Genomic DNA, 23911 nt, shown 5'->3' with positions numbered 1-23911 from the left:
TCATCGACCGACGTCAGGGTCAGTTGTATTTTGCCCCCTGGCTCAGAACCGTTGGTCGACCCTATAGAGTATTGGCCACATCCACCAGAGTGAGGGATGCAGGCAATCCCTCAAGCACCAAACAGCGGTTTGAAAGCCGCTCGGCATCAACCTTGGAATGCGTGACCAGCATCACCGCCGGACGGATATCGCTCATCAGAGCCTCCGTTAGTTCGAGCATATCATTGGCGGTCACCGGATCCAGTGAAACATAGGGCTCGTCCATGATCAACAGTTCCGGCTTGCCAACGAAGGCACGCGCCAAAGCCAGTCGCCTCTGCTGACCAAGCGACAACTGCCCGGGATAATCCCTGGCCTTTGCCACGATGCCAACGCGTTCCAGCATCGCAAACGCTGGCGCCTCATCCAGACCTCCATGAACCAGCAAGAGATTGTCGAGCACTGAGCGCCAGGGCAGAAGTACGGGTTCCTGAAACACCATGGCAACGTTCTGCGGCCGTGTAATCGCTCCATCGAAATCAGTGTCGATACCGGCCACAATGCGCAACAGCGTCGACTTGCCGATCCCGGACGCCCCGAGGATGGCGACAGTTTCGCCGTGCCCCATCGTGAAGTGGATCTCCTTGAGGATCTCGCGAGCTCCGAAAGCCTTCCTTTGGATATCGACGCTGATCATGCGGTTCTCCAGCGGCGCACGCGCCGCTCTAAAGGTTGCAGCAAGGCAGCCTCCACCACCAGCATGACAGCGATGAAACTCAGCGAATAGACAAGCACCATCGCCACATCGAAAAGCTGGAAGTAGAAATGGATCTGAAAGCCAATGCCGCTGGAACGGCCCAGAAATTCAACCACCAGCACAACCTTCCAGATGACGGAAAGCCCGGACCGGGATGCTGCCGTGATATAGGGGGCAAGCTGCGGGACGATCACATGACGCAGACGTGCCACGCTTGCCATGCGGTAGACCTTCGCCATCGCATCAAGGCTCGGATCGAGCGCTCGGGCACCTTCGCGAATGATCGCGGTGACACCGGGGATCTTGTTGAGCACCACTGCGGCAATGGCTGCCGTCTCGTTGAGGCCAATCCACAGATAGCAAAGAACGATCAGGACCAGCGCCGGCAGGTTGAGAAAGACCACGAGCCACGGATCGAGCCATTTATCCACCGTTGGCATCCGGCCCATCAAATAACCCAGCACCAGACCGATCACGAGGGCAGGAATAAAGGCAAGGACCACACGCATCAGCGTCATGGCCAAATGATAGGGCAAGGCACCCGAAGCAACGGCTTTTGCGAAGGGCTCAATCAGAGAAAGAGGTCCCGGCAGTACCTGTCGGTCCGCCGTCAGCCAGGCAGCGACACCCCAGAGCGCCAAGAGCATTAGCAATGACAGCACGCGCACCAGCGCCCTGTTGTGGAAAGCCCTATTCAAGATGAAGGAACACTCCTTGCGGCAGCGTCGTGGCCTTGCCCACCAGATCCTCGCCGCCGAGATCGGCCATGATCCGCAAGAAGCGATCCGCCGCCGCTTCGTCAATGGGCTTGCCGCTCGGAATACCCGCACGATATCCGGCAATCAGGGCACTGAACTCTGCGTCATCGGCAGCATTCATAGTCTCGCGAATGGCATTCCAAGCCTCATTATCCACGCGCAACAAATCCTTGGCCTCGCGCGACGCCATGTACAGACCTCGGGCGATATCCGGATGGTTCGCCACATAATCACCTTTCAGCACATAGCCCAGCAGTGGTGTATCCGGATCGAGCTTCAGGGCCTTTGCGGCGTCGGCAACAGACACAAGCTCGCGCATGCCCTTGGCCTTCATCTTGGCCATGAAGTGCCAGAAATTGATCGTTCCCGCGGTCTCACCTGAAAGTGCTGCCTTAAATATCAAGGGCGGCGCACCGAAGACCTGCTCCGTCTCGGCTGCGAGATCCATATCGAAAACCTGTTTCGCGTAGGCTCTGAGGATCAGCCAGCTCTTGTCGACTGGCCCACCGGCGATACCAATCTTCAGACCCTTGAGATCCGGGAGCGTTTCAATGCCACTATCGGCCTTCACCATCAAACCGCCGACGGCCAGAGAATAGGGCAGAAAAACATAGTCCTTGCCGGCTGCGCGTTGGCGCGCCACCCAGATCCAGTCTGCCACCATGACGTCCGCTTCGCCGCCCTCGAAAGCAACGCGCGTCGCGCCATTGTCGGCGTAGGCCAGAACCGAAAGCTGAAACCCGTTTCGACCGTCGAGCTCGTGATGCTGGATGGTACTGATTTCCCAATTGACGGTGCCGGTCGCCAGCATGGCCGCGCGCAATTTCGGCAGATCTTGATCTGCCAGAGCCGGCATCGTCATCAGCGCAAGGGCGCAAACCGTCACGAAGTGACGAAGAAAATTCATGGTGATACTCCGCAATGCCACCAGCCTTATCGCTGGCGCAGCCGCGAACTCATAACGCAACGGACCGCACGACAGAAGGTGCCCAAGTCCGCTATTTCACTTTATCGACGGAGATCTTGATCAGGCAGCAAAGCGTGATGCCACAAGATAGGCAACAGTCGCCGTCACACCGGTCAAAACTGTCCCCCAGGCCATATCGATCAGGCTCACCGAAAGAGACCACCCCTTGAGAGTAGACAGGTTGGTCATATCATAGGTGCCATAGGCGATGAAGCCCAGAAGAGCGCCGGCAACGGCAGCCGTGACCCAGGTACCGCTATTGAGTGCAGGCACGACTGCGAAATAGACGATACCGACGATATAGGCGAGATAGAACGCGCCGGCAGCAGCAAAATTGGGCTGTGCCATCAAGAGATCGCCAACGCGCGATCGATAGAACCCGATGGCAATCTTTGAAAGCCACAGATAGTCGGCGCCCAGAAAAACGATCACAGCACTCACATAGGCAATGATATAGGTCGTCATCTTCATCGCATCCTTCTCAACGGCGCTGGGCACATAAAATCTGAAATAAACTCAATTTTTTCAGGTGGAATTGACGGTTCACATAGACAGCAAGCACCGCCATCAGATCTTCAAAGCAGGCTGTAGAAGTTGGAAAAACCAATTCTTGAACCGGATTGGCGCATCGGTCACAACCACACAGATACAATCTTCACCATCGTCCGCAATCGGCTGGTGCATCACCTCTTCGTCGGCTTCCTCAAGGTCACCACGCCCGAAGCGTTGATCGCCGTCCATGTAGCTGCCGGCAAGCACGAGGGTCAGCTCGCGCCCACCATGCGAGTGTTCCGGAACGGGCTTTCCGCCCGGGATACGCAACAGGCGGACACGTGTGGAGGGATCGCCGGTCGTCACCATAACGTGGCTGGCGCTACGGCCAAGCGCCTTCCATTTCAACGCATCCACATCGCCCCCGACATAGGAGCGCAATGGTTCAGGCAACACGGATTTGCCACGGGCTTGTCCAGTTGCAGAAGTCACCTCGGTCGCCGGCGTTTCAGTCCGTGCACCGCCCTCATCCGCGAGCCGGGCTCTCATGCTGTCCCATGCCTGGTCTGTTGCGGCATCGGCACATTCAATCTGCTTGATCATGATGCCCCCCGCCTGTTCAAGCACGGAAAGCCTGCGACGGCAGGACGGACACAGGGCCATATGGCTGGCGACCGCCAGGCTCCAGCCCTCGCTCAACGCGCCAGAGGCGTATTCCAGCAGGATCTCATCGCCCAAATGGTGCTGGATGGTCATTCGCGGTCCTCCAGTGCAACACGCAATTTTGCAAAAGCCATCCGGATGCGGGACTTGATCGTCCCGAGCGGCAGATCGAGCTTCTGGGCGAGCGTACGGTGGGAAATTTCGTCGAAGAAGGAATAGCGGAGCAAGTCCGCCTGTTCGGGAGGCAAGGCTTTCATGGCCTCACGCAGTCTGTCTGCCTCAGTGGCCTGTTCATACGCAATATCCGGTGCCACTTCACCATCCGGCACAAATGCCGGATCCGAAGGGTCGAATGCGGGGTGACTGGTCTTGCGAAAGGCGGAAATTCTCAGATTACGCGCGATCGTGAAAATCCAGGCTTCTGCATTTCCGCGTGCGGGATCGAAAAGCGATGCTTTTCGCCATACGGTCATCAAGGTCTCTTGCATCAATTCTTCGGCCAGCTGAACGTCGCGGCACTGCCGCGCCATATAAGCCCGCACGCGCGGAGCATATAGGCGGAAAAGTGCTTCGAAGGCATCGACATCCCTCGCATTCGCGACAGCGGCCAGCAAAGCGGCCACATTGGTCTCATTGTTTTTATCGGACGCCCCACTCATGCAGACACGCACTCTCCCACCCTTGCCAGCGCGGCGGACCAGGGGCCTCATCGCGATGCGAGATACATAGTGGCACGTCAATGCCGTTGTGGGAAACAGGACCGTCATGCTGACCTATACGTCCGCCACAGAAAACTGGATCACCAAGAAATTTTTACCCCTCATAAATCCGCAGTGCCTCGCACCGCGTATTAGATTGCAATACGATAAAAAGCAGGGGTCAAACCGTTGGACACATTGAAGTTCTCAGGCGCGCGCAGACGCAAGGTAGCAGTCATCGGTAGCGGCATTTCCGGTCTGTCGGCGGCATGGCTTCTGTCCAAAACCGCGGATGTTGTGCTTTACGAAAGCGAGAACCGACCGGGCGGCCATGCCAACACGGTCGACGCCGGCTCCACGCGTGACACGATTGCAGTCGACACCGGCTTCATTGTCTATAACGACCGCAACTACCCAAACCTCGTTGCTCTCTTCGACCACCTCAATGTTCCGACAGAAGCATCCAACATGTCGTTCGCGGCCTCCCTTAATGGCGGCGGGTTCGAATATTCCGGATCCGGCATAGGTGGGCTGCTGGGGCAGCGCTCAAACATCGTCAATCCGCGCTTCTGGAAGATGCTCTCCGGCATCCGCAGGTTCTATGCTGAAGCGCCTGAGCTTGCCGCGCGTGGCGACCTCGGCGGTATGACACTTGGCGAATATTGCGATCAGGCAGCATATGGCCGCTCATTCATCGAGGATCATCTTCTGCCGATGGGCGCTGCAATCTGGTCGACAACCATCACCGACATGCGCGACTATCCGATGGAAGCCTTCATCCGTTTTTTCGTCAACCACGGCCTCGTGGTGGTTAAAGGGCGCCCGCAATGGCGCACGGTAAAGGGCGGCAGCCGCGAATATGTGAGCCGCCTTCTGGCCGATTTCGCCGGCGAAGTGCGCCTCGGCTGCTCCGTAATCGAAGTCAGGCGCGAAGCCGATCATGTCATGGTCACCGATACAAAGGCCGGCGTCGATATCTTCGACGATGTCGTGATCGCAACCCACGCCGATCAAGCCTTGGCCATGCTGGCCGATGCGGATTTGACGGAAAGCAAGATTCTGGGGGCGTTCCGCTATACGGCCAACACGGCAGTCCTGCATTCCGACGCGACCTTGATGCCGCAACGCAAGCAGGTCTGGGCCAGCTGGAATTTCATCGGCGATTCCGGGATGAACAGCGAACAGCCCTTGTGCGTTACCTACTGGATGAACAAGCTGCAAAACCTGGAAAATGCTCCACCGATGTTCCTGACGCTCAATCCCAACAGGGAGATCGCGAGCGAAAAGATATTGGCGCGCTTTGAGTACACCCACCCGCTGTTCGATCAACCGGCCATTCGTGCACAGAAGGATCTGTGGCAATTGCAAAAACGCCGCAACACCTGGTTCTGCGGCGCGCATTTCGGCAGCGGTTTTCACGAGGATGGCCTTCAGTCCGGTCTTGCCGTCGCGGAGCAACTCGGCGGAATGAAGCGGCCCTGGAACGTGGAAAATGAGTCTGGTCGTATCGTCGTGCCGGATCATTTAGTGGCCGCCGAATGACGGGGACATCAGCACTTTATGTCGGCGACGTGGTTCATGTACGGCACCGCCCGCGCCAGCATCGCTTGCGCTATGGCGTCTTTACCCTTCTGCTGGACCTCGATGAACTGCCAGTGCTCGATCGCACACTTTCGCTCTTCAGCTACAACCGCTTCGGCGCATTTTCCTTCAACGATGCCGATCATGGCTCGGGCACACCCGGCACATTGAAAGCCTGGATCGGAGAGCGTCTGGATGACGCCGGGATTCAGGCGGAGAAATTGTCTGTCGCAGTGCTCTGCTATCCCCGCGTTCTGGGCTATGGCTTCAACCCGCTGACGGTCTATTTCTGCAGAGACGGTGATGGCACCTTGCTCGCGATGCTCTACGAGGTCTGCAACACCTTTCGCGAGCGTCACACCTATGTGATTCCGGTCGCAAACCCTGAGCACCGCACCATCCGCCATGAATGCGACAAAGCCATGTATGTCTCGCCCTTCATGCCAATGGAATGCCGCTACCGTTTCCGCATCGCACCGCCGCAGGATGATGTGCTGATTGCCATCGATGAGCACGACGCGAAAGGTTCGCTTCTTTTCGCAAGTTTCAACGGCAAGAGGAAACCTCTCACCTCGGCAGCGCTCTGGAAAATGCTCGCGCTTTATCCGCTGATGACTTTGAAAATCATGGGCGGAATTCATCTGGAAGCATTTCGCCTCTGGAAAAAGGGCCTTCCGGTTTACCGCCACAAGAAGGCAGCAGACCCCATCGCCATATCCCTGGTTCCCACTGACAGTATCATCAAGAGCGAAACGCCATGACCCATGTCGACCAACAGACCGCACCGATCATGCCGCCTGTGACACTGCCGTGGCAGCGGATGCTCTTTCGCTGGGCTGGAAAGCTGCGGCACGGCCACCTGACCCTGACTTTTCCAGACGGAAGAGAGCAGATTTTCGTTGGCATGGAGCCAGGCCCCTCAGCGTCGTTGAGACTGAATAATGGTCGCGCAGTCTGGCGCATCCTGACGGGCGGCAGCCTGGGCTTTGCCCGTTCCTTCATGGATCGCGACTGGGACACGAGCAATATTGCCGATCTGCTTGAACTGGCAATTGCCAATGAGGAAAGCCTCGGGAGCATTGTTCATCCCGGCATTCTGACAAGACTTCTGGCGCGCCTGCGCCATCGCCTGAACCGCAACTCAAAATCCGGTTCCAAGCGCAATATCGCGTTCCACTATGATCTCGGAAACGAGTTTTACGCGACCTGGCTCGACCAAACGATGACCTATTCCTCGGCGCTTTTCGAGCATCCGGATCAGGATCTGGCAGACGCGCAGAACGCCAAATATGAGCGCATCCTTCAGAAACTGGAGATAGGCCCCACCGATCATGTTCTGGAGATTGGCTGTGGATGGGGCGGCTTTGCAGAATACGCAATAAGACGCACCGGCTGCCATGTGACCGGTTTGACGCTGTCGAAAGAACAGGCGGCCTTTGCCCGCCAAAGGCTCGACGAAGCGGGTATGAGCGACAGGTCTGATATCCGAATTCAGGACTATCGCGATTGCCGCGAGCGCTTCACAAAGATCGTATCCATCGAGATGTTCGAGGCTGTGGGCGAGGAGAACTGGCACCTCTACTTCAACCGGGTTCGGGATCTGTTGGTAAAGGGTGGTCATGCGCTGGTACAGGTCATCACCATCGACGAAAGCAGGTTTGAGGATTACAGGCGCAGCGCCGACTTCATTCAGACCTACATCTTCCCGGGCGGCATGCTGCCGTCCGTTACGGTGTTCGAGAACACGGCAAGGCAGTCGGGATTGGACGTTCTGGATACGTTCAGATTTGGGCGCGACTACGAGAAGACGCTGCTGATGTGGGACGAAACATTCGAGGCCAACTGGCACCGGATCAAGCCGCTCGGCTTCGACGAACGTTTCAGGCGCATGTGGCAGTATTATCTCCACTATTGCGCCGTGGGTTTCCGCATCGGTCGGCTCGATGTGGTGCAATTCGAGTTGAAGGCGCCCTGACCCGGAAAGGGTCAGGTTTCCTTGCGCAACATCTTTTTCGTAAGCGCGAACTGGATGGGATACGGCAGGAAGCGCAACAGTTTCAGGCCGTATTTCATCTGCCAGGGAAACGCGATCTCAAAGCGCTTTGACTTCAAGCCGCGCAAAATGATGCCTGCCGCCTTTTCAGCTGACACGATGAACGGCATGGGGAAGTCATTCTTCGATGTCAAAGGCGTTTCGACAAAACCCGGGCAGATCAGCTTGATATCGATGCCCTTTGATTTGAGCTGCGGATACATCGCCTCACACATGATCGCCAGACCAGCCTTGGTCGCGCCATAGAATGCCGCGCCCGGCAGACCTGCGTAACCGGAAACGGAAGAGACCACTGCGACCTGACCTTTCCCCTTGGCGATCATGGGCGGCAGAACACGCTCGAGACAGTTTGCCGTTCCCATCAGGTTCAGATCGACCATGCGCTGCAAGGCGGCACTGTCAAAATGGCTCGGATTGTCGCGCTCATAGTTTCCAGCGCAAAGAACAACGAGCGAAAGCGGTCCCATGACCTCGTTGACCGAACAGGTCACGGTGTCCAGAGCTTTTTTATCCATGATATCAACAGCAAACGGCTCGATACAAGTGCGCGCTTCTTCGAAAAGGCTTTCCAGCCCTTCCGCACCTCGTGCGCTGACCGCAACTCTCCAACCGTCCTTGACCAAGGCGAGACTGAGAGCCCGCCCGATACCCGAACTTGCACCGATGACCCAGGCCGAAGGAGGTGTCGGTTTATCGCCAATCTGCATCAATAATCGCCCTCAAGTTTTACCTTAAAGACGTATACGGAAAGCCAGCCGAACTGGATCAATTCACGGCAAAATTCAACTCGGTTCGGGTCTGGTGACAATGAAGATGGCACTGCTGAGCAGGATGACGGCAGTCCCTATCCGCACCCACGGCATCGTCGAGCCGGTGAACCAGATGATGCCGTAGCTGACACTCATCAGGCTTAAAGATGCAATCTTGGCCGGACGCGAAATAGCACCCTGTTTTCGCCAATCGGTCAGGGGTTTTCCAAACTTTGGATGATCCAGCAGCCACTTCTCAAAACGCGGTGACGAGCGGGCGAAAAGCGCGGCTGCAAGGATCATGAAGGGCGTGGTCGGCAGGATCGGCAGGAAGGCGCCGATCACGCCCAGCGCCACAGCAAGCCAACCGAGACAAAGAAGAACAATTCTCATGAAAATCCGCTTTTCCGCACGCGGGACAAAATCACCGCTCAAGGCTATTATGCCACCGGCCATGTGATCTTGCCACGCGGAATCTGGCGAATTTCAGTCAACTTATTTGGTGAGGCACCGAGAAACAGCATCTCTCCAGCCAGCTATACCAGCCACACGCCGGGTCTCATCCATTGAAGGCTCGAACCGGCGCTCACGTTTCCAGTTGGCAGCAAAGTCCGCCTGATCCGGCCATATCCCGGCTTTGGAGCCGGCAAGCCAGGCAGCACCAAAAGCCGTCGTTTCCATGTTCACAGGACGGTCCACAGGGGCGGCCAGAATGTCGGCCAGCTTTTGCATGGTCCAGTCCGAGGCAACCATACCGCCATCGACCCGCAGCACAGTCTGCGATCTCGCGTCTCCGGCCCAATCCTTTTGCATGGCGTCGAGAAGATCGAGCGTCTGATAAGCCACACTTTCCAATACCGCCCTTGCGAATTCGGCAGGACCCGTATTCCGGGTCATCCCTAACATTGCGCCGCGTGCATCTGAATCCCAGTAGGGAGCACCAAGCCCGGTGAAGGCTGGCACCAGGTAGACATTCTGATTTGGATCCGCTTTCGCAGCCAGTTCATTCACTTCCGATGCAGACGATATCATGCCCAAACCATCACGCAGCCACTGAACCGCAGCGCCTGCGATAAAGATAGATCCTTCAAGCGCATAGGTCGTCTTGCCGTTCAGGCGATAGGCAATGGTCGTCAGCAACCGATTGGATGACGGCACCCTGTCGGCACCGGTGTTCAGCAGAGCGAAGCAACCGGTGCCGTAGGTGGACTTCAACATGCCGGGCTCGAAACAGGCATTGCCGATGGTGGCCGCATGCTGATCGCCTGCAACTCCCAGGATGGGTATCGCTGCACCCAATATCCCGGCATCCGTCATGCCGAAATCGTCGGCGCAGTCTTTCACCTCAGGCAAGATGCCGACCGGAATCTTGAGGATCTCCAGCAAGTCCTCATCCCAGCCATTGTCGGCGATATTGTAGATCAATGTTCGCGACGCATTGGTGGCGTCGGTGGCATGCACTTTTCCGCCCGTCAGTTTGTAGATAAGGAAACTGTCGACCGTGCCAAAGCAGATTTCACCCCGTTCGGCGCGCCCGCGCAGACCCTCGACATTGTCGAGCAGCCACGAAATCTTGGTGCCCGAAAAATAGGGATCGAGCAGCAGTCCGGTCTTTTCGGTAAAGAGCGGTTCCAGATCCCGGTCCTTCAGGCGCTCGCAGAACCGCGCGGTTCGTCGATCCTGCCAAACGATTGCCCGGTGCACGGGCTCGCCTGTTTTTCGGTCCCACAGAACGACCGTCTCGCGCTGGTTGGTAATACCGATCGCTGTGATATCAAAGGCCTGAAGACCAGCGTTTTTGATTGCAGCCCTGGATGTCGCGACGACACTTTGCCAGATTTCATCGGCGTCGTGTTCCACCCAACCGGAATCGGGGAAATGCTGGGTAAATTCCTGCTGGCCAACACCGACAGGCTGCATCTGCGCGTCATAGACGATTGCACGGCTCGACGTGGTTCCCTGGTCTATCGCCAGAATGTAACCGCTCATAAACTTATCTCCTCCCGCGACCGCCCAACGGCAAGCCGGTATGTCTGATCAAGCGAGACCAATGTCATGGAACATGCCTTGGTGCGAGCATCGCCGCACAGCTTCCAGCTCGGTCGCTCCCAATGCAGGCTGCAATATCCCGGACAACGAAACCTCACGCTTTCACTTGCCTTTCATTTTACGCAGATGTGAAAATGGAGCAAGAGGAAACGAAGGTTCATTCCACGGCAGTTTTGCCTCTCAACATCTCGATAATGGCGGAAAAGTCCCGGCCACCCTGCCCTTGGCGATCGAGCATCCCATAGAGTTGTGCTGCAGCGGCTCCAAGCGGTGTAGCCGCACCGCTCGCCATGGCCGCCTCCTGCGAAAGCTTCAGATCCTTCAGCATCAAGGCGGCGGCAAAACCCGGCTGGTAATCCTTGTTGGCAGGCGAAGCGGGAACGGGACCTGGCACCGGGCAATAGCTGGTGAGCGACCAGCACTGGCCCGACGATGTCGACGCAACGTCAAACAGGGCCTGATGCGAGAGCCCCAGTGATTCGGCCAATACGAACGCTTCGCAGACACCGATCATGGAAATGCCGAGTATCATGTTATTGCAGATCTTCGCTGCCTGACCCGCGCCATCATCGCCGCAATGGACGATCTTTCTGCCCATGGCTTCCAGGACAGGTCGCGAGCGCTCAAACGCTTCGACACTGCCACCGGCCATGAATGTGAGCGTGCCGGCCTCCGCGCCACTGGTGCCGCCCGAAACGGGCGCATCGAGAGAGAGGCATTGCGCAGCGGCGGCCATCTGGTGCGCCTTGCGGGCACTGTCCACATCGATTGTGGAGCAATCGATCAGAAGTTGTCCGGGCCTCGAAAGTGTCACAAGTGTTGCCCACACACGCAGCACGTGCTGGCCTTTGGGCAGCATGGTGATCACCACCTCGGCATCCACAACCGCCTGCTCAAGTGTCGGCGCGGAACTGACACCGCGTTCCGCAGCCGCCTTCAGCATGTCCGCAGAGAGGTCAAAACCTGTGACCGCGTGACCCGCAGCCACCAGATTGGCAGCCATTGGCCCGCCCATATTGCCCAGACCGATACATGTGATCCTCGTCATTCGCTCTCCTCCCAGAGTATGCAATGTCCGGTGCGCAACCGGCTTAGTGATGGTCCGCCAGGATCATCTCCGCAGCCTTTTCGGCAATCATGACCGTTGGCGAATTGGTGTTGCCCGATGTGATCGTCGGCATGATCGAGGCATCGGCAATGCGTAGCCCCTTCAATGCCCTGAAACGCAGGCGCGGATCGACAACGCTCTCCACATCCGAACCCATGCGACAGGTACCGACCGGATGAAAAATGGTCGTGCCGATATCGCCAGCCGCACGCCTTAGATCCTCATCCGCCTCAAAGGCCGAACCCGGCTTGAACTCCTCCGGCTTGAACCGCGCAAAGGACGGCTGGGCAGCAATACGGCGTGTCAGTCGAATGGAGCGCGCCGCCACCTCCAGATCGCCTTCGGTCGCCAGATAGTTGGGCCGGATCGACGGGTGATGCCGAAAGTCCGGTGATGCCGCATGGACAGAGCCACGGCTTTCGGGCCTCAGATTGCACACGCTTGCCGTGATGGCCGGAAATCTGTGAACAGGCTCACCGAACTTGTCCAGAGACACGGGCTGCACGTGATATTCCAGATCGGGTGTATCTTTTTCCGGTCCAGACCGGGTGAAGATGCCAAGCTGGCTTGGTGCCATGGACATCGGCCCTGACCGACGCACGAGATATTCAAGCCCAATGCCCGCTTTGCCAAACAGGCTCGATGCCTTTTCGTTCAGCGTCGGTGCGCCCGTCACCTTGAACACCATGCGCAGTTGCAGGTGATCCTGCAGGTTTTCACCAATCCCGGGAACCTCCGCCACCACAGGAATGCCCGCGTGTTGCAGGACAGTTCCCTTGCCGATGCCGGACAATTCAAGGAGATGCGGCGAACCGATAGCACCAGCCGAAAGCACGGTTTCCTTTCGGGAATGATATTGCATCACCATGCCATCGTGATGGACCTCAACCCCAGCCACCGCCCCGTCGGCGACCAGCAGACGTTGTGCATGCGCGTTGGTAAGCACGGTCAGATTTGCCCGCTTCATGGCGGGTCGCAGGAAAGCCTTTGAGGTATTCCAGCGAATGCCACTTCGCTGGTTCACGTCGAAATAGCTCGACCCATCATTATCGCCGCGATTGAAATCATCGGTTTGCGGAATTCCGGCTTCGCTGGCAGCGGCTCTGAAAGCATCGAGAATGGCCCAGTGGACGCGCATCTTCTCGACACGCCATTCACCGCCCGCCCCATGCATCTCGTCTTCACCGCCGTGATGGTCTTCCGATTTGCGGAAAAAGGGCAACACATCGTCCCAACCCCAGCCGTCGCAGCCAAGTTGCCGCCATTGATCGTAATCCCGCGCCTGGCCACGCATATAGATCATGCCATTGATCGAGGAACATCCGCCCAGAACCTTGCCACGCGGATAGCCGAGCACACGGCCGTTCAGGCCTGCCTCCGCCTCTGTCTTGAAACACCAGTCGGTGCGTGGATTGTTGATGCAATAGAGATAGCCGACCGGGATATGAACCCAGTGATAATTGTCGCGACCGCCGGCTTCGAGCAACAGCACCCGGTTTGCCGGATCAGCAGAAAGCCGATTGGCCAAAACACATCCGGCGCTGCCGGCACCGACGATGATATAGTCGAATGTCTCTGCCCCCACAGCCAGTACTCCTCCCGCTGCAATTCTAGAACAAGGGCCGCACATGCGGCGTCAGATAGGCCTCAACGATATCCTCCCCCACATCGTCGAGCCGCAGCGGCTGCCATTTCGGATTGCGGTCCTTGTCGATCACCGCCGCCCGCACGCCCTCATGAAAATCATGGCTTATGACGGTCGATGCCGTTCCGCCAAATTCCCGCTCCAGACAGGTTTCGAGATCGCGACTTTGACGACCGGCCCGCAACATGGCAAGCGTCACCTTGAGACTGGTCGGTGAACGGGTTTCGAGCGTGGCAAGCGTGTCTGCGGCAAACGCACTCTCGTCCGCTTTCAATCCAGCGATGATTGCCTCCATCGAACTCTCGCCAAAGAACCGGTCTATCAGTGGCTTATGGCCGGAAAGATCACCTTCCGGAGCGATATCTTCAAAGCTTTCGATCACATCGCCAACCTGCTCGAAACTCGCGTCAGCGGGCAGTGCCTCAAGGGCCGCGTATAAATCTTCAAGTCTCGTGGTCGCAACATAGTGATCGGCCAGTCCGGCGAGCATGGTATCGGCAGCGCCGATCATCTGCCCGGTCAGACCGAGATAGGTTCCAACTTCTCCCGGCGCATGAGACAGCAGCCAGGACGCCCCCACATCGGGAAAGAATCCAATCCCCGTTTCCGGCATGGCAAGCCGGGTTTTCTCCGTGACGACGCGATGGCTTGCATGGGCAGAAAGCCCGACACCACCGCCCATGGTCACACCATCCATGATCGCCACATAAGGCTTTGAATATCCGTTGATGACGGCGTTCAAACGATATTCCTCACGCCAAAAGGTCTCCGCCCAACCGTCGTCCTTGCTGGCCGACGCCTGGATTGCCTTGATATCGCCGCCGGCGCAAAGCCCACGCTCGCCCTCCCCCGTCAGCAAGACGGCAGCAATGCCCGGATCCTCGGCAAATTCATCCAGCGCACTGGCGATCGATCTCACCATCTCAAGCGTCAAACTGTTGATAGCCTTTGGCCGGTTAAGCGCGATGTGGCCAAGAGTGCCACGGCGACGGATGATGACCTCCTCGCCTGCGACAATATCCAGCGCTGCATTCATTCTATCGGTCTCCCGCACGACCGGTGATCGATCGCCCGATGATCAGCCGCATGATTTCATTCGTACCCTCGAGAATCTGGTGCACACGCAAATCGCGCACGATCTTCTCGATCCCGTATTCGGCAAGATAACCATAGCCGCCATGCAATTGAAGCGCCTGGTTGGCAACCTCGAAGCAGCGATCCGTCACATGCAGCTTTGCCATGGCGCAAAGCCTTGCCGCATCGGCATCGCCGTGATCGAGCGCCGATGCCGCGCGCCATAAAAAGCTGCGTGCGACTTCCAGATCGGTCGCCATCTCTGCCAGTCGGAACTGCAGAGCCTGGAATGCGTGCAGCGGTTTCCCAAAAGCCTTGCGCTCATCCATATAATCGACCGTGCTGTCGAAAGCAGATTGCGCCCCGCCAAGCGAGGCCGCAGCGATATTGATGCGACCACCGTCGAGCCCCGCCATGGCAATCCGGAACCCCTCGCCTTCTGCCCCCAGCAGGTTCTCCACGGGAACGCGTGCGCCATCCAGAATGACCGCCCGTGTCGGCTGTGCATGCCAGCCCATTTTGCGCTCGATGGCCCCGAAGCTCAGACCGGGCGTATCCTTGGACAGCAGAAAGGCAGAGATGCCCTTTGCCCCCTCACCTCCCGTGCGCGCCATGACGAGATAGACGGCGCTTGCACCGGCACCGGATATGAATTGCTTCTGTCCGCTCAAGACATAATGATCGCCATCCCGGATGGCCTTGGTCGTGAGGGCCGCCGCATCGGAGCCGGCGCCCGGCTCTGTCAGGCAATAGCTGGCGAGAGCCTCCATGCTGGCAAGCCCGGGCAAGAAGCGTTCGCGCTGATCATCCGATCCGAACCGGTCGATCATCGAGGCAACCATGTTGTGAATGGAAATATAGGCAGCAATCGTCGGGCAACCGGTGGCCAATGCCTCGATCACCAGAGCAGCCTCAAGCCGCCCCAACCCCGACCCGCCAGACTGTTCGCGCACATACATCGCCCCCATGCCGAGAGCACCGGCATCACGCAAGGTATCGAGCGGAAAATGCTTGTCCTCGTCCCATTTGAGCGCAAATGGCCGCAAGACCTCATCTGCAAACTGGCGCGCCATATCGACAATGGCCCGCTGCTCGTCATCGAGCGCAAACTCCATAAATTCCTCCTCCTCCCGAACCGCAGCAAATTGCATAGCTGCGATCGCCAGACGCGCGCTCTTGTGTGAGGAGCGCGATCAGCAAGCAAGGACTAGCATGCGACGAACGCGCAATCACCCCGGGCTAAAGTGGAATATGTCGTGAGGAGACAGCAAGCGCGCCGGCAAGGACGACGACCAAACGCAAACACCGATTTTCGTTTAGAAAAATGGTGCCCGGAGGCGGATTTGAACCACCGACACGCGGATTTTCAATCCGCTGCTCTACCAACTGAGCTATCCGGGCAACCGACGCCGTTTTGCGGGCGAAAGACCGGTTTCCCGGTTCTTTGGGGGATAGTTTCCCCCGGAAGCGAGCGCGTTATAACATCTTGTTCGGCCATGTCCAGCGGCAAATGGCACTTTTTTGACGGAGATCTATAAGAAGTCGAAAAAAGCATAAAAATCATGTGCTTCGACTGTACGCGCTACCGCTGAACAGCGGCATTTTTCCGCTGCCGCAGGAGCGCTGTTCAGACAGCGATCAAGCCTTGTTCGAGATCCAGCGGCACTGATAGGGCGCAAACGCGATATCGCCGCCTCGGGCACTGATGACCTCGTCGGATAGAAGGTCTTTCCAGTTCATGCCGCCAATGAGATTGAGCGACATCGCCGAAATGCTGATGGCTTCGTCACAGACATTGTGGATGGCAAATATGCTCTGTGTGCGGTCATCGCTCTGGCGCCAGAAGCCAAACAGCTTCTCCCCCAGTTGCAGCGTGAACTGCGTGGCATTGGGATGAAAGGCCGGCTGGCGGATACGGATGCCGATCAGCCGCTTCATTTCCGAAAACACCCGAGCTTGTATCGTCGACGGGTCTGCGAGCTTTTCCTGAAGCTCGGGATAGTGCCAGCGATGCCGGTTGATGGCGCGGTTATAACCCGCCTTTTCAACCCCTTCGAGATCATTGGGCGTCGCCAGCAGCGAATGGATGTAGAAGGCCGGAATTCCTTCCAGCGACATGGCTATGGCCTGACTGCACAGAAAGCGCTCGACATTCCAGTCATCAACGCCGTTCACAGTGCCCTTCATGGCGTCGAACAAGGCGACATTGAGCTCGTAAGGGCGGAAACCCCCATCGGGAAGACGCCGCATACTCACAAGCCCGCCAAAGCCCTGCACGGTCTCGATCATGTCGGCGATCTCGGTGTCTTCCAGAAGGCTCTCGGCCGGTCGAAGGCCGATCCCGTCATGGGAGGCGGTAAAATTGAGATAGGCGCAACCGAGCTGTGCCGGCGGCATTGCCATCTGCCAGGAATTGAGATGCTTGGACGTGCCGTTCAAAAGCGCATGCAGGATCAGAGGCGGCAGCGAGAAATTGTAGATCGCATGCGCCTCGTTGCGATTGCCGAAATAAGAGAGGTTTTCAACATTGGGCACATTGGTCTCGGTGATCAACACCACCGGCTCTTCTGCATAGTCGGCAAGCACCCTGAAGAGGCGCACGATCTCATGGGTTTGCGGCAGGTGAATGCAATTGGTGCCGACTTCCTTCCAGACAAAGGCAACGGCATCGAGCCGGACCGTGCGCACCCCGCGATCGATATGAAAGCGCAGGATGCGGATAAATTCCAGCAAGACTTCCGGATTGGAAAAATCGAAATCGATCTGGTCGTGGCTGAAGGTCGCCCAGACATGGCGCGTACCATTGGCCGTTTCCACTTCACGCAACAAGGGATGGGCGCGCGGACGAACCACATTGGTCAGATCGTCGCTCGGCGATGCCTCGAAATAAAAGCGGTCATAGGGCGAATGGCCCTGCAGATATTCGGCAAACCAGGTGCTTTGGCTGGAGCCGTGATTGAGCACAAGGTCAGACATCAGCCGGAAGTCTGATGCGATACGCTCCACATCATGCCAATCGCCAAGCACGCTGTTGACGGCCCGGTAATCGGTGACGGCGAAACCATCATCGGAGGTATAAGGGAAATAGGGAAGGATATGGACGCCGCTAACCGTCCCCTTGAGATGCGCGCTCAGGAAGTCCTTCAACAGATCGAGCGGCTTGTGCTCGCCATCGATCAGGCTGTTGCCATAGGCAATCACATAGGTGTCGCGCTCCGTCCAGATCGGGTGCATGGGCGTGCGTCCACGGCGGCGAGGCACATGGCCTTCAGTCCAGAATGCAGCAGCAATCTTTCGGGCCAGATCACTCTCGTCGAGATCTGGATAGATATTGGCCAGATGCAGCTCCAGACTCTCGCGCAATCGCCGCGGTATCTGGTCACTATCGTCCGAGGTTGAAACTTTGGGCGGATCGATTTTCTGCTGCATCGCGAAAGACTAGCATGCGCGACGGTGTTTTCAAGCCGTATCAGTCGTCATCGCCGTCAGCCCTGCTTTCATCATCTGCAACCGGAATGGCATAGGCGCCATTCAGCCAGCGCGAAAGGTCGAGCGATCGGCAGCGATCCGAGCAAAACGGATAGTTTTCACGGGTGGACGGACGACGGCATTCCGGACACGGCATTGCCTTGCGAAGGGGTTCGACTTTCGCCCCGATGGATGGTTTCTCCGACATGTTTATCCCTCTGCCCAGGATGCGAGAGTATCAAAGCCCTCGCCAGCCAGCAGTTGCGTGGTTTCAAACAGCGGCAGTCCGACCACATTGGTATAGGAGCCGACAAGCTTCTGCACGAAGCTGCCGGCCAGTCCCTGCACACCATAAGCCCCGGCCTTGCCGCGCCATTCGCCCGAAGCAAGATAGGCTTCGATTTCCGCACGCGACAGCCGTTTGAAGCGGACCTTGGTTTCCACTACCTTCTGGCGCACCGTACGGTCGGGCGTAATCAGGCACACACCGGTAAACACCCAGTGACTGCGCCCGGACAAGAGATGGAGCGCAGACGAGGCTTCTTCAAGATACTCCGCCTTCGGCTGGATACGGCGACCGACAGCCACCACGGTATCGGCAGCGAGGATATAGCTGTCTTTCCAGCCGAGATCGCTTTTCACCGCGGCTTGAGCCGCACGCGCTTTTTCGATCGAAAGCCGCCTTGCCAGCGAACGGGGATGTTCGGATTTCTTCGGTGCCTCGTCGATATCCATCGGCATCAGCCGATCTGGCTCGATGCCGACCTGTTTCAACAGATCGACGCGACGCGGCGAGCCGGAGGCCAATATCAGCTTTTGTCTCAGTTCCATGGACCCCGGGTTTCTCGTTCGGCGTTTTGCGTGATCTTACTTGAAACGATAGGTAATGCGGCCCTTGGTCAGGTCGTATGGAGTCATCTCCACCAGCACCTTGTCGCCGGCGAGAACACGAATACGGTTCTTGCGCATGCGGCCAGCAGTGTGGGCGATGATCTCGTGCTCGTTCTCCAGTTTAACCCGGAACGTCGCATTGGGGAGCAGTTCGACGACCACACCCGGAAATTCGAGAACTTCTTCTTTTGCCATTGAGCATTTTTCTTTCTGTTTTATCCAGCGGAAATGACTCCGCGAAAATGTGGGCGGAAACTACACAATCATCGCGGTTTTGTGAACCTTGTTACGAAAGCTTTTCAACCGGGCGGAAAACCGGTGTCGGAAGCCGCCGTTCGACCGCTCAAAAGGCGGCCTTCTATCATCGTTTTCAGCCTATCGCGCACATCGCGATAGGCATCCAGTATCTGTTGGCGCGTCCCGGTCGCAACCGTCGGATCGGGCGTCGGCCAGTAGAGCACCTCGACCGCCATCGACCGGGTCAGCTCCAATGCCGCGTGATGCGCCTCCGGTGCAAGCGTGACCACCAGGTCGAAATAGTCGTCTTCCAGATCGTCCAGCCGTTGCGGCTGACGCCGCCCGAGTTCCAGACCGATCTCGTCCAGAACGGCATCCACGAACGGATCCCGCTCCCCTGCCCGCACACCGGCAGAGGCGATATAGGTTCCTGACGGCAGCAAGTGCCGCGCCAGAACCTCCGCCATGGGCGAGCGTATCGCATTCATTCCGCATACAAACAGAATGGCACCCGGCAGCTTGTCCGCGGCGCCCGCATGCGCGTCGCTCTCCATCGGCCTATCCACGCCAGTAGAGAACACAGACCAGCGTGAAAAGACGCCGTGCCGTGTCGAAATCAATGCCGATCTTGCCGGACAGCCGATCCATCAGGATCTGCGAGCCGTCGTTATGAATGCCCCGCCGCCCCATGTCTATGGCTTCGATCTGGCTTGGTGTCGAGGACCGGATCGCTTCGTAATAGCTTTCGCAGATCATGAAGTAGTCCTTGATGATCCGCCGAAAGGGTGTGAGCGACAGGATATGGGTCGCCACACCCTCTTCTGCCTCGGTCTTGATCGAAAAGACCAGCTTGCTGTCCACCAGCGAGAGATAGAGCTTGTAGGGCCCATGCTCGTGACCGGCAGGCTCAAACCGGTTTTCCTCGATCAGATCGAAAATGGCGACCGCCCGCTCATGCTCGACATCGGGCGTCGAACGCCCGATCGTTTCATCGAGAATAACATCGCAGAGACGGAAGTCGCCCGAAGCCATCGCTACTCCTCAAGATTGAGGCGTATGGCAACGGAACGTGCGTGCGCATCGAGCCCCTCGCTCTTTGCCAGGATAATCGCAGCCGGAGCAAGCTCGCGCAACTGTTCCGGGCCAAGCCTCAAGATCGAAGTACGCTTGACGAAATCCAGAACGGACAGACCGGACGAGAAACGTGCCGAGCGCGCCGTCGGCAACACATGGTTCGACCCACCGACATAATCGCCGATCACTTCCGGTGTGTGACGGCCGACAAAGATCGCACCGGCATTGCGGATCTTGGGCAGCAATGTGTCAGGATCATCCATGGCCAGTTCCAGATGCTCGGCAGCAATGCGGTCAGCCAAGGGCACAGCCGCTTCCAGATCCGGAACGATAATCACCGCCCCGAAATCGCGCCAGCTCGCCGCGGCGGTGGCCGCGCGACCAAGGGTCTCCAATTGCCGCTCCACCGATTCGATCACCGCATGGCCGAGATCGGCATTATCGGTGACCAGGATCGACTGTGCGCCCGTATCGTGTTCGGCCTGTGCCAGCAGATCGGCAGCCAGCCAGTCGGGATTATTGTTCTTGTCGGCAATGATCAGCACTTCGGACGGGCCGGCTATCATATCGATCCCGACAGTCCCGAAGACGTGCTTCTTGGCGGCTGCCACATAGGCATTGCCCGGTCCGACGATCTTGACCACCGGCGCTATGGTTTCCGTGCCATAGGCAAGCGCTGCCACCGCCTGCGCGCCGCCGACCCGATAGATCTCATCGACACCGGCAATATGGGCTGCCGCCAGCACAGTCGGATTGATCAGCCCGGAAGACGCCGGCACAACCATCACCACTCGCGGCACACCGGCAACCTTGGCTGGCACCGCATTCATCAATACAGAGCTTGGATAGCTGGCTGTCCCGCCCGGCACATAAAGACCGACGGACTCGATCGCTGTCCAGCGCGATCCAAGGCCAACGCCCAGCGCATCCTCATAGATATCGTCCTTCGGCATCTGCCGGGCGTGATGCTTTTCAATCCGTTCGGCAGCCAGCTTCAAGGCACCCAGAACCTCCGGCTCGACGAGCGATACAGCTGCCTCGATCTCCTCCAGACCGACACGCATCGGCGTTTGAGCAAAGTCCAGACCGTCGAAGCGCTTGGAGTATTCGGCAAGCGCTGCATCGCCGCGGGCCCGTACATCCGAAATGATAGCGGTCACCACGGCATTCACGTCGTCGGAGACTTCGCGCTTCGTCATCAGAAATTCCGCAAAGCGGTGCTCAAAATCACTCGACGTCTGTTCAAGCCAGATTGCCACTCTAAAAGACCCTTTTTTCTTGGCAGATGACACTGCCATATATTCTATGATCCGGACTGCGTTACAGCGCTCAGTTGCCCGGATGGCTCGGCATGAAGCCGGTTTCCCATGCTCCGCCGGTATCGGCAAGCTGCACTTCGATCACCTCGACATCCATCGAGATCGTCCCGCCACCTGACAGCAAGACTTCGATGCGCCCTTCAGGCCCGTCGCCGTCCTGAACGAAGCGGATGGCAAGCAATGACAGCACCTCTTCGCGTTTGGAACGATCGAATCCGATGGAGCGAACGGCATTGACGCGCTTGAAGGTGATCGCTGCACGTCGACGCTCGAAACTCTTCTGCTTGCGCTGCGCCTTTTCCCAGACAAAACGATTGAGAACGATACTCAACTGACCGGCCCGGGCCGAAAAGGAAATATCGCCAACCTTGAACACCCCATCCTGCACATGGGCAGAGATGATCGCGAGGTCGTCCTGATCAAGAGCCAGAAGTTTCAATGCATCCATGATATCTTAATCCCGCCGGCTCTCGCCTGTTTCCGAAGTATTCAACTTGCCTTGGAAATAAGTCGCGATGCCAAGGGACGCAACGCCGTTGCGCCCCAAAGCTGGATAAAAATGAAACGGAATGACGATTTTCGCCCGAAATGGGAGGTTAGTCGCTGATCCGCTCAACAATAGCGCCGCAACGCGTGAGCTTTTCTTCCAGCCGTTCAAACCCGCGATCGAGATGGTAGACGCGGTTGACCAGAGTTTCGCCTTCAGCGGCAAGGCCGGCAATGACCAGCGACACCGAGGCGCGAAGATCGGTCGCCATGACCGGAGCCCCCCGCAGGCCCTTCACGCCCTCGATCCGTGCCGTCTGGCCCGACAGCGTGATATGCGCACCCAGACGCGCCAGTTCCTGCACATGCATGAAGCGGTTTTCGAAGATCGTCTCGGTCACATGCGAGACCCCGTTGGCACGCGTCATGAGACCCATGAACTGCGCCTGAAGGTCCGTTGGAAAACCGGGAAACGGCTCGGTCACGATGTCCACGGGACGAATGTCATCACCATGGCCAACAACACGAATACCGCCTTCGACCGGCGTGATTTCCGCACCGGCGCGGCGAAGGGCCTCAAGCGCTGTATCGAGCAGTGAGGGATCCGTGCCCTGAAGAACAACATCGCCACCGGCCATGGCCACCGCCATCGCATAGGTACCGGTCTCGATGCGGTCCGGCAGAACCCGGTGGCGCGCGCCCGACAGGCTGGCAACCCCTTCAATGGTGATTGTCGAAGTGCCGGCACCGGTGATCTTCGCGCCCATGGCATTGAGGCAATTGGCGAGATCGACAACTTCCGGCTCGCGGGCAGCATTGCCGATGACCGTGGTACCATTGGCAAGCGATGCCGCCATCATCATCACATGGGTCGCACCGACAGAAACCTTGGGGAACGTGTAGCGCGCGCCCACAAGCCCGCCTTTCGGCGCTGTCGCTTCGATGTAGCCGCTATCGATTTCCATCGTCGCGCCCAGCGCAACAAGACTATCGATGAACAGATCGACCGGTCGCGTACCGATGGCGCAACCGCCCGGCAGCGAAACGCGGGCACGGCCCTCGCGCGCCAGCAGCGGACCGATCACCCAGAAGCTGGCACGCATCTTCGACACCAGCTCGTAAGGCGCTGTGGTGTCGGCAATCGTGCGGCAGGTGAAATGAACGGTGCGCGAATAAGAACCGTCCTGGTGCTCGCGACGACCGTTCACGGCAATATCGACCCCGTGATTGCCGAGAATGCGCAGAAGCAGTTCGACATCGGCCAGATGCGGCACATTTTCCAGTGTCAGGGTATCGCTGGTCAGAAGGGACGCGATCATCAGGGGAAGCGCGGCATTCTTTGCGCCGGAGATGGGAATGATGCCGTTGAGCTGATTTCCGCCGACAATCCGAATACGATCCATACTGTGCTTACGGGCCGGGCCCGCCTTTCTTGTTATTTCGTCAGGGTACTTGCCGCCGAGGAAAGGCGTCTTAGAGGAAAAGAGAAGCGCATTCAATTCGCCCCGTGCAGAAGGGCTTAATCATCGGCTTGCGACGATTTTGCGGCAGGCAGGCCTTCTGCCTCATCGGCATCGCCAGCCCGACGCGCCCGCATCTGCTGCTTGCGCCGCAAAAGGTTTTCCTTGAGCTTGCTGGCGACGCGCGCGCGCTTGGCATCCTGCTCGATCTTGAGCGAAGCGCGCCGCCTTTCAGCGGTTGTGGAATTTTCATCATTCGACTGGGACATGCGCTTTCCTTAACCGAAAACCTGTCGCGCCAAAAGCACCAAGCGCGGAACGCACCATTTCTTTCCCCGAAGTTTGAATTGCGGCTTGCGCTCACCGCCAAGCTATGGCAATAGGCCACTCGCTCCGGGCGGAC

26 protein-coding genes and 1 tRNA gene are annotated in these 23911 nt (G+C 57.9%); 3 read left to right on the top strand and 24 right to left on the bottom strand.

From position 1 onward, the window contains the following. Nucleotides 1-61: 61 nt before the first annotated feature. The 6 genes from ACQQ2Q_RS13965 to ACQQ2Q_RS13940 all read right to left on the bottom strand — a co-directional run bounded on the left by ACQQ2Q_RS13965 (nt 62) and on the right by ACQQ2Q_RS13940 (nt 4275). Nucleotides 62-676: an ABC transporter ATP-binding protein gene (locus ACQQ2Q_RS13965; RefSeq protein ID WP_428187706.1), complete on the bottom strand. Its 615-nt coding sequence runs from the start codon at nt 674-676 to the stop codon at nt 62-64. Beyond that, nucleotides 673-1383: an ABC transporter permease gene (locus ACQQ2Q_RS13960; RefSeq protein ID WP_428187984.1), complete on the bottom strand. Its 711-nt coding sequence runs from the start codon at nt 1381-1383 to the stop codon at nt 673-675. Before ACQQ2Q_RS13960 ends, ACQQ2Q_RS13965 begins: the two co-directional genes overlap by 4 nt. A gap of 43 nt (nt 1384-1426) precedes the next feature. After that, nucleotides 1427-2401 carry an ABC transporter substrate-binding protein gene (locus tag ACQQ2Q_RS13955; protein ID WP_428187705.1) on the bottom strand — a complete coding sequence of 325 codons (975 nt, stop codon included), beginning with the start codon at nt 2399-2401 and terminating at the stop codon, nt 1427-1429. 120 nt (nt 2402-2521) lie between these two features. After that, nucleotides 2522-2926 (bottom strand): DUF2177 family protein, encoded by a 405-nt coding sequence (locus ACQQ2Q_RS13950; RefSeq protein ID WP_428187704.1) that lies wholly within the window; start codon nt 2924-2926, stop codon nt 2522-2524. Between the two features lie 102 nt (nt 2927-3028). Further along, nucleotides 3029-3709, bottom strand: coding sequence for a ChrR family anti-sigma-E factor (locus ACQQ2Q_RS13945; protein WP_428187703.1), 681 nt, complete (start codon nt 3707-3709; stop codon nt 3029-3031). Beyond that, nucleotides 3706-4275 (bottom strand): sigma-70 family RNA polymerase sigma factor, encoded by a 570-nt coding sequence (locus ACQQ2Q_RS13940; protein WP_428187702.1) that lies wholly within the window; start codon nt 4273-4275, stop codon nt 3706-3708. Before ACQQ2Q_RS13940 ends, ACQQ2Q_RS13945 begins: the two co-directional genes overlap by 4 nt. Before the next feature lie 228 nt (nt 4276-4503). Between ACQQ2Q_RS13940 and ACQQ2Q_RS13935 the strand changes: the two genes are divergently transcribed. From ACQQ2Q_RS13935 to ACQQ2Q_RS13925, 3 genes are read left to right on the top strand one after another with little or no spacing between them, the layout of a single operon-like run. Next, a complete protein-coding gene (locus tag ACQQ2Q_RS13935) occupies nt 4504-5856 on the top strand; it encodes an NAD(P)/FAD-dependent oxidoreductase (protein WP_428187701.1) in 1353 nt (450 codons plus the stop codon). After that, nucleotides 5853-6656: a DUF1365 domain-containing protein gene (locus tag ACQQ2Q_RS13930; protein ID WP_428187700.1), complete on the top strand. Its 804-nt coding sequence runs from the start codon at nt 5853-5855 to the stop codon at nt 6654-6656. The genes ACQQ2Q_RS13935 and ACQQ2Q_RS13930 overlap by 4 nt, the downstream gene beginning before the upstream one ends. Beyond that, complete coding sequence (locus tag ACQQ2Q_RS13925) at nt 6653-7870, top strand: class I SAM-dependent methyltransferase (protein WP_428187699.1); 1218 nt, start codon at nt 6653-6655, stop codon at nt 7868-7870. Before ACQQ2Q_RS13930 ends, ACQQ2Q_RS13925 begins: the two co-directional genes overlap by 4 nt. Nucleotides 7871-7881: 11 nt before the next feature. On the opposite strand, the gene ACQQ2Q_RS13920 is transcribed toward ACQQ2Q_RS13925, so the two are convergent. The 18 genes from ACQQ2Q_RS13920 to ACQQ2Q_RS13835 form a co-directional block, all read right to left on the bottom strand. Then, nucleotides 7882-8655: an SDR family NAD(P)-dependent oxidoreductase gene (locus tag ACQQ2Q_RS13920; RefSeq protein WP_428187698.1), complete on the bottom strand. Its 774-nt coding sequence runs from the start codon at nt 8653-8655 to the stop codon at nt 7882-7884. Nucleotides 8656-8730: 75 nt separating this feature from the next. Further along, nucleotides 8731-9090 (bottom strand): YbaN family protein, encoded by a 360-nt coding sequence (locus ACQQ2Q_RS13915; protein ID WP_428187697.1) that lies wholly within the window; start codon nt 9088-9090, stop codon nt 8731-8733. A 102-nt stretch (nt 9091-9192) separates the two neighbouring features. Continuing rightward, nucleotides 9193-10686, bottom strand: a complete 1494-nt coding sequence (gene glpK, locus ACQQ2Q_RS13910) for a glycerol kinase GlpK (RefSeq protein WP_428187696.1) — start codon at nt 10684-10686, stop codon at nt 9193-9195. 217 nt (nt 10687-10903) lie between these two features. Next, on the bottom strand, nt 10904-11794 hold the full coding sequence (mmsB, locus tag ACQQ2Q_RS13905) for a 3-hydroxyisobutyrate dehydrogenase (protein ID WP_428187695.1): 891 nt from the start codon (nt 11792-11794) through the stop codon (nt 10904-10906). A gap of 43 nt (nt 11795-11837) precedes the next feature. After that, nucleotides 11838-13439: a GMC family oxidoreductase gene (locus ACQQ2Q_RS13900; protein WP_428187694.1), complete on the bottom strand. Its 1602-nt coding sequence runs from the start codon at nt 13437-13439 to the stop codon at nt 11838-11840. Between the two features lie 25 nt (nt 13440-13464). After that, entirely contained in the window at nt 13465-14535 is a 1071-nt protein-coding gene (locus ACQQ2Q_RS13895) for an enoyl-CoA hydratase/isomerase family protein (protein WP_428187693.1), read from the bottom strand. 1 nt (nt 14536) lies between these two features. Beyond that, complete coding sequence (locus ACQQ2Q_RS13890; RefSeq protein WP_428187692.1) at nt 14537-15688, bottom strand: acyl-CoA dehydrogenase family protein; 1152 nt, start codon at nt 15686-15688, stop codon at nt 14537-14539. Between the two features lie 210 nt (nt 15689-15898). Continuing rightward, nucleotides 15899-15974, bottom strand: a tRNA-Phe gene (locus ACQQ2Q_RS13885). Between the two features lie 237 nt (nt 15975-16211). Further along, nucleotides 16212-18002 carry a sugar phosphorylase gene (locus ACQQ2Q_RS13880; protein WP_428187691.1) on the bottom strand — a complete coding sequence of 597 codons (1791 nt, stop codon included), beginning with the start codon at nt 18000-18002 and terminating at the stop codon, nt 16212-16214. Between the two features lie 40 nt (nt 18003-18042). After that, nucleotides 18043-18249, bottom strand: a complete 207-nt coding sequence (yacG, locus tag ACQQ2Q_RS13875; protein ID WP_428187690.1) for a DNA gyrase inhibitor YacG — start codon at nt 18247-18249, stop codon at nt 18043-18045. Nucleotides 18250-18251: 2 nt separating this feature from the next. Then, complete coding sequence (locus ACQQ2Q_RS13870; protein ID WP_428187689.1) at nt 18252-18872, bottom strand: Maf-like protein; 621 nt, start codon at nt 18870-18872, stop codon at nt 18252-18254. A 36-nt stretch (nt 18873-18908) separates the two neighbouring features. Beyond that, nucleotides 18909-19127, bottom strand: coding sequence for a translation initiation factor IF-1 (gene infA / locus ACQQ2Q_RS13865; protein ID WP_018067566.1), 219 nt, complete (start codon nt 19125-19127; stop codon nt 18909-18911). Between the two features lie 104 nt (nt 19128-19231). After that, nucleotides 19232-19723, bottom strand: a complete 492-nt coding sequence (locus ACQQ2Q_RS13860; protein ID WP_428187688.1) for a low molecular weight phosphatase family protein — start codon at nt 19721-19723, stop codon at nt 19232-19234. Nucleotides 19724-19727: 4 nt separating this feature from the next. Further along, entirely contained in the window at nt 19728-20201 is a 474-nt protein-coding gene (locus ACQQ2Q_RS13855; protein ID WP_428187687.1) for a UPF0262 family protein, read from the bottom strand. Between the two features lie 2 nt (nt 20202-20203). Beyond that, the gene (gene hisD / locus ACQQ2Q_RS13850) at nt 20204-21502 is read right to left on the bottom strand and encodes a histidinol dehydrogenase (RefSeq protein WP_428187686.1); all 1299 of its coding nucleotides are present in this window, start codon (nt 21500-21502) and stop codon (nt 20204-20206) included. 70 nt (nt 21503-21572) lie between these two features. Further along, the gene (locus ACQQ2Q_RS13845) at nt 21573-22010 is read right to left on the bottom strand and encodes a DUF2948 family protein (RefSeq protein WP_428187685.1); all 438 of its coding nucleotides are present in this window, start codon (nt 22008-22010) and stop codon (nt 21573-21575) included. A 148-nt stretch (nt 22011-22158) separates the two neighbouring features. After that, nucleotides 22159-23451: a UDP-N-acetylglucosamine 1-carboxyvinyltransferase gene (gene murA, locus ACQQ2Q_RS13840; RefSeq protein ID WP_428187684.1), complete on the bottom strand. Its 1293-nt coding sequence runs from the start codon at nt 23449-23451 to the stop codon at nt 22159-22161. 116 nt (nt 23452-23567) lie between these two features. Then, nucleotides 23568-23777, bottom strand: coding sequence for a hypothetical protein (locus tag ACQQ2Q_RS13835; protein WP_428187683.1), 210 nt, complete (start codon nt 23775-23777; stop codon nt 23568-23570). Nucleotides 23778-23911: the final 134 nt, after the last annotated feature.

This window comes from Agrobacterium sp. ES01 (assembly GCF_050320885.1).
Taxonomy (GTDB): Bacteria; Pseudomonadota; Alphaproteobacteria; order Rhizobiales; family Rhizobiaceae; genus Allorhizobium.
Note: the sequence above shows the minus strand (reverse complement) of the source record. Positions and strands in the feature narration are given on the sequence as shown.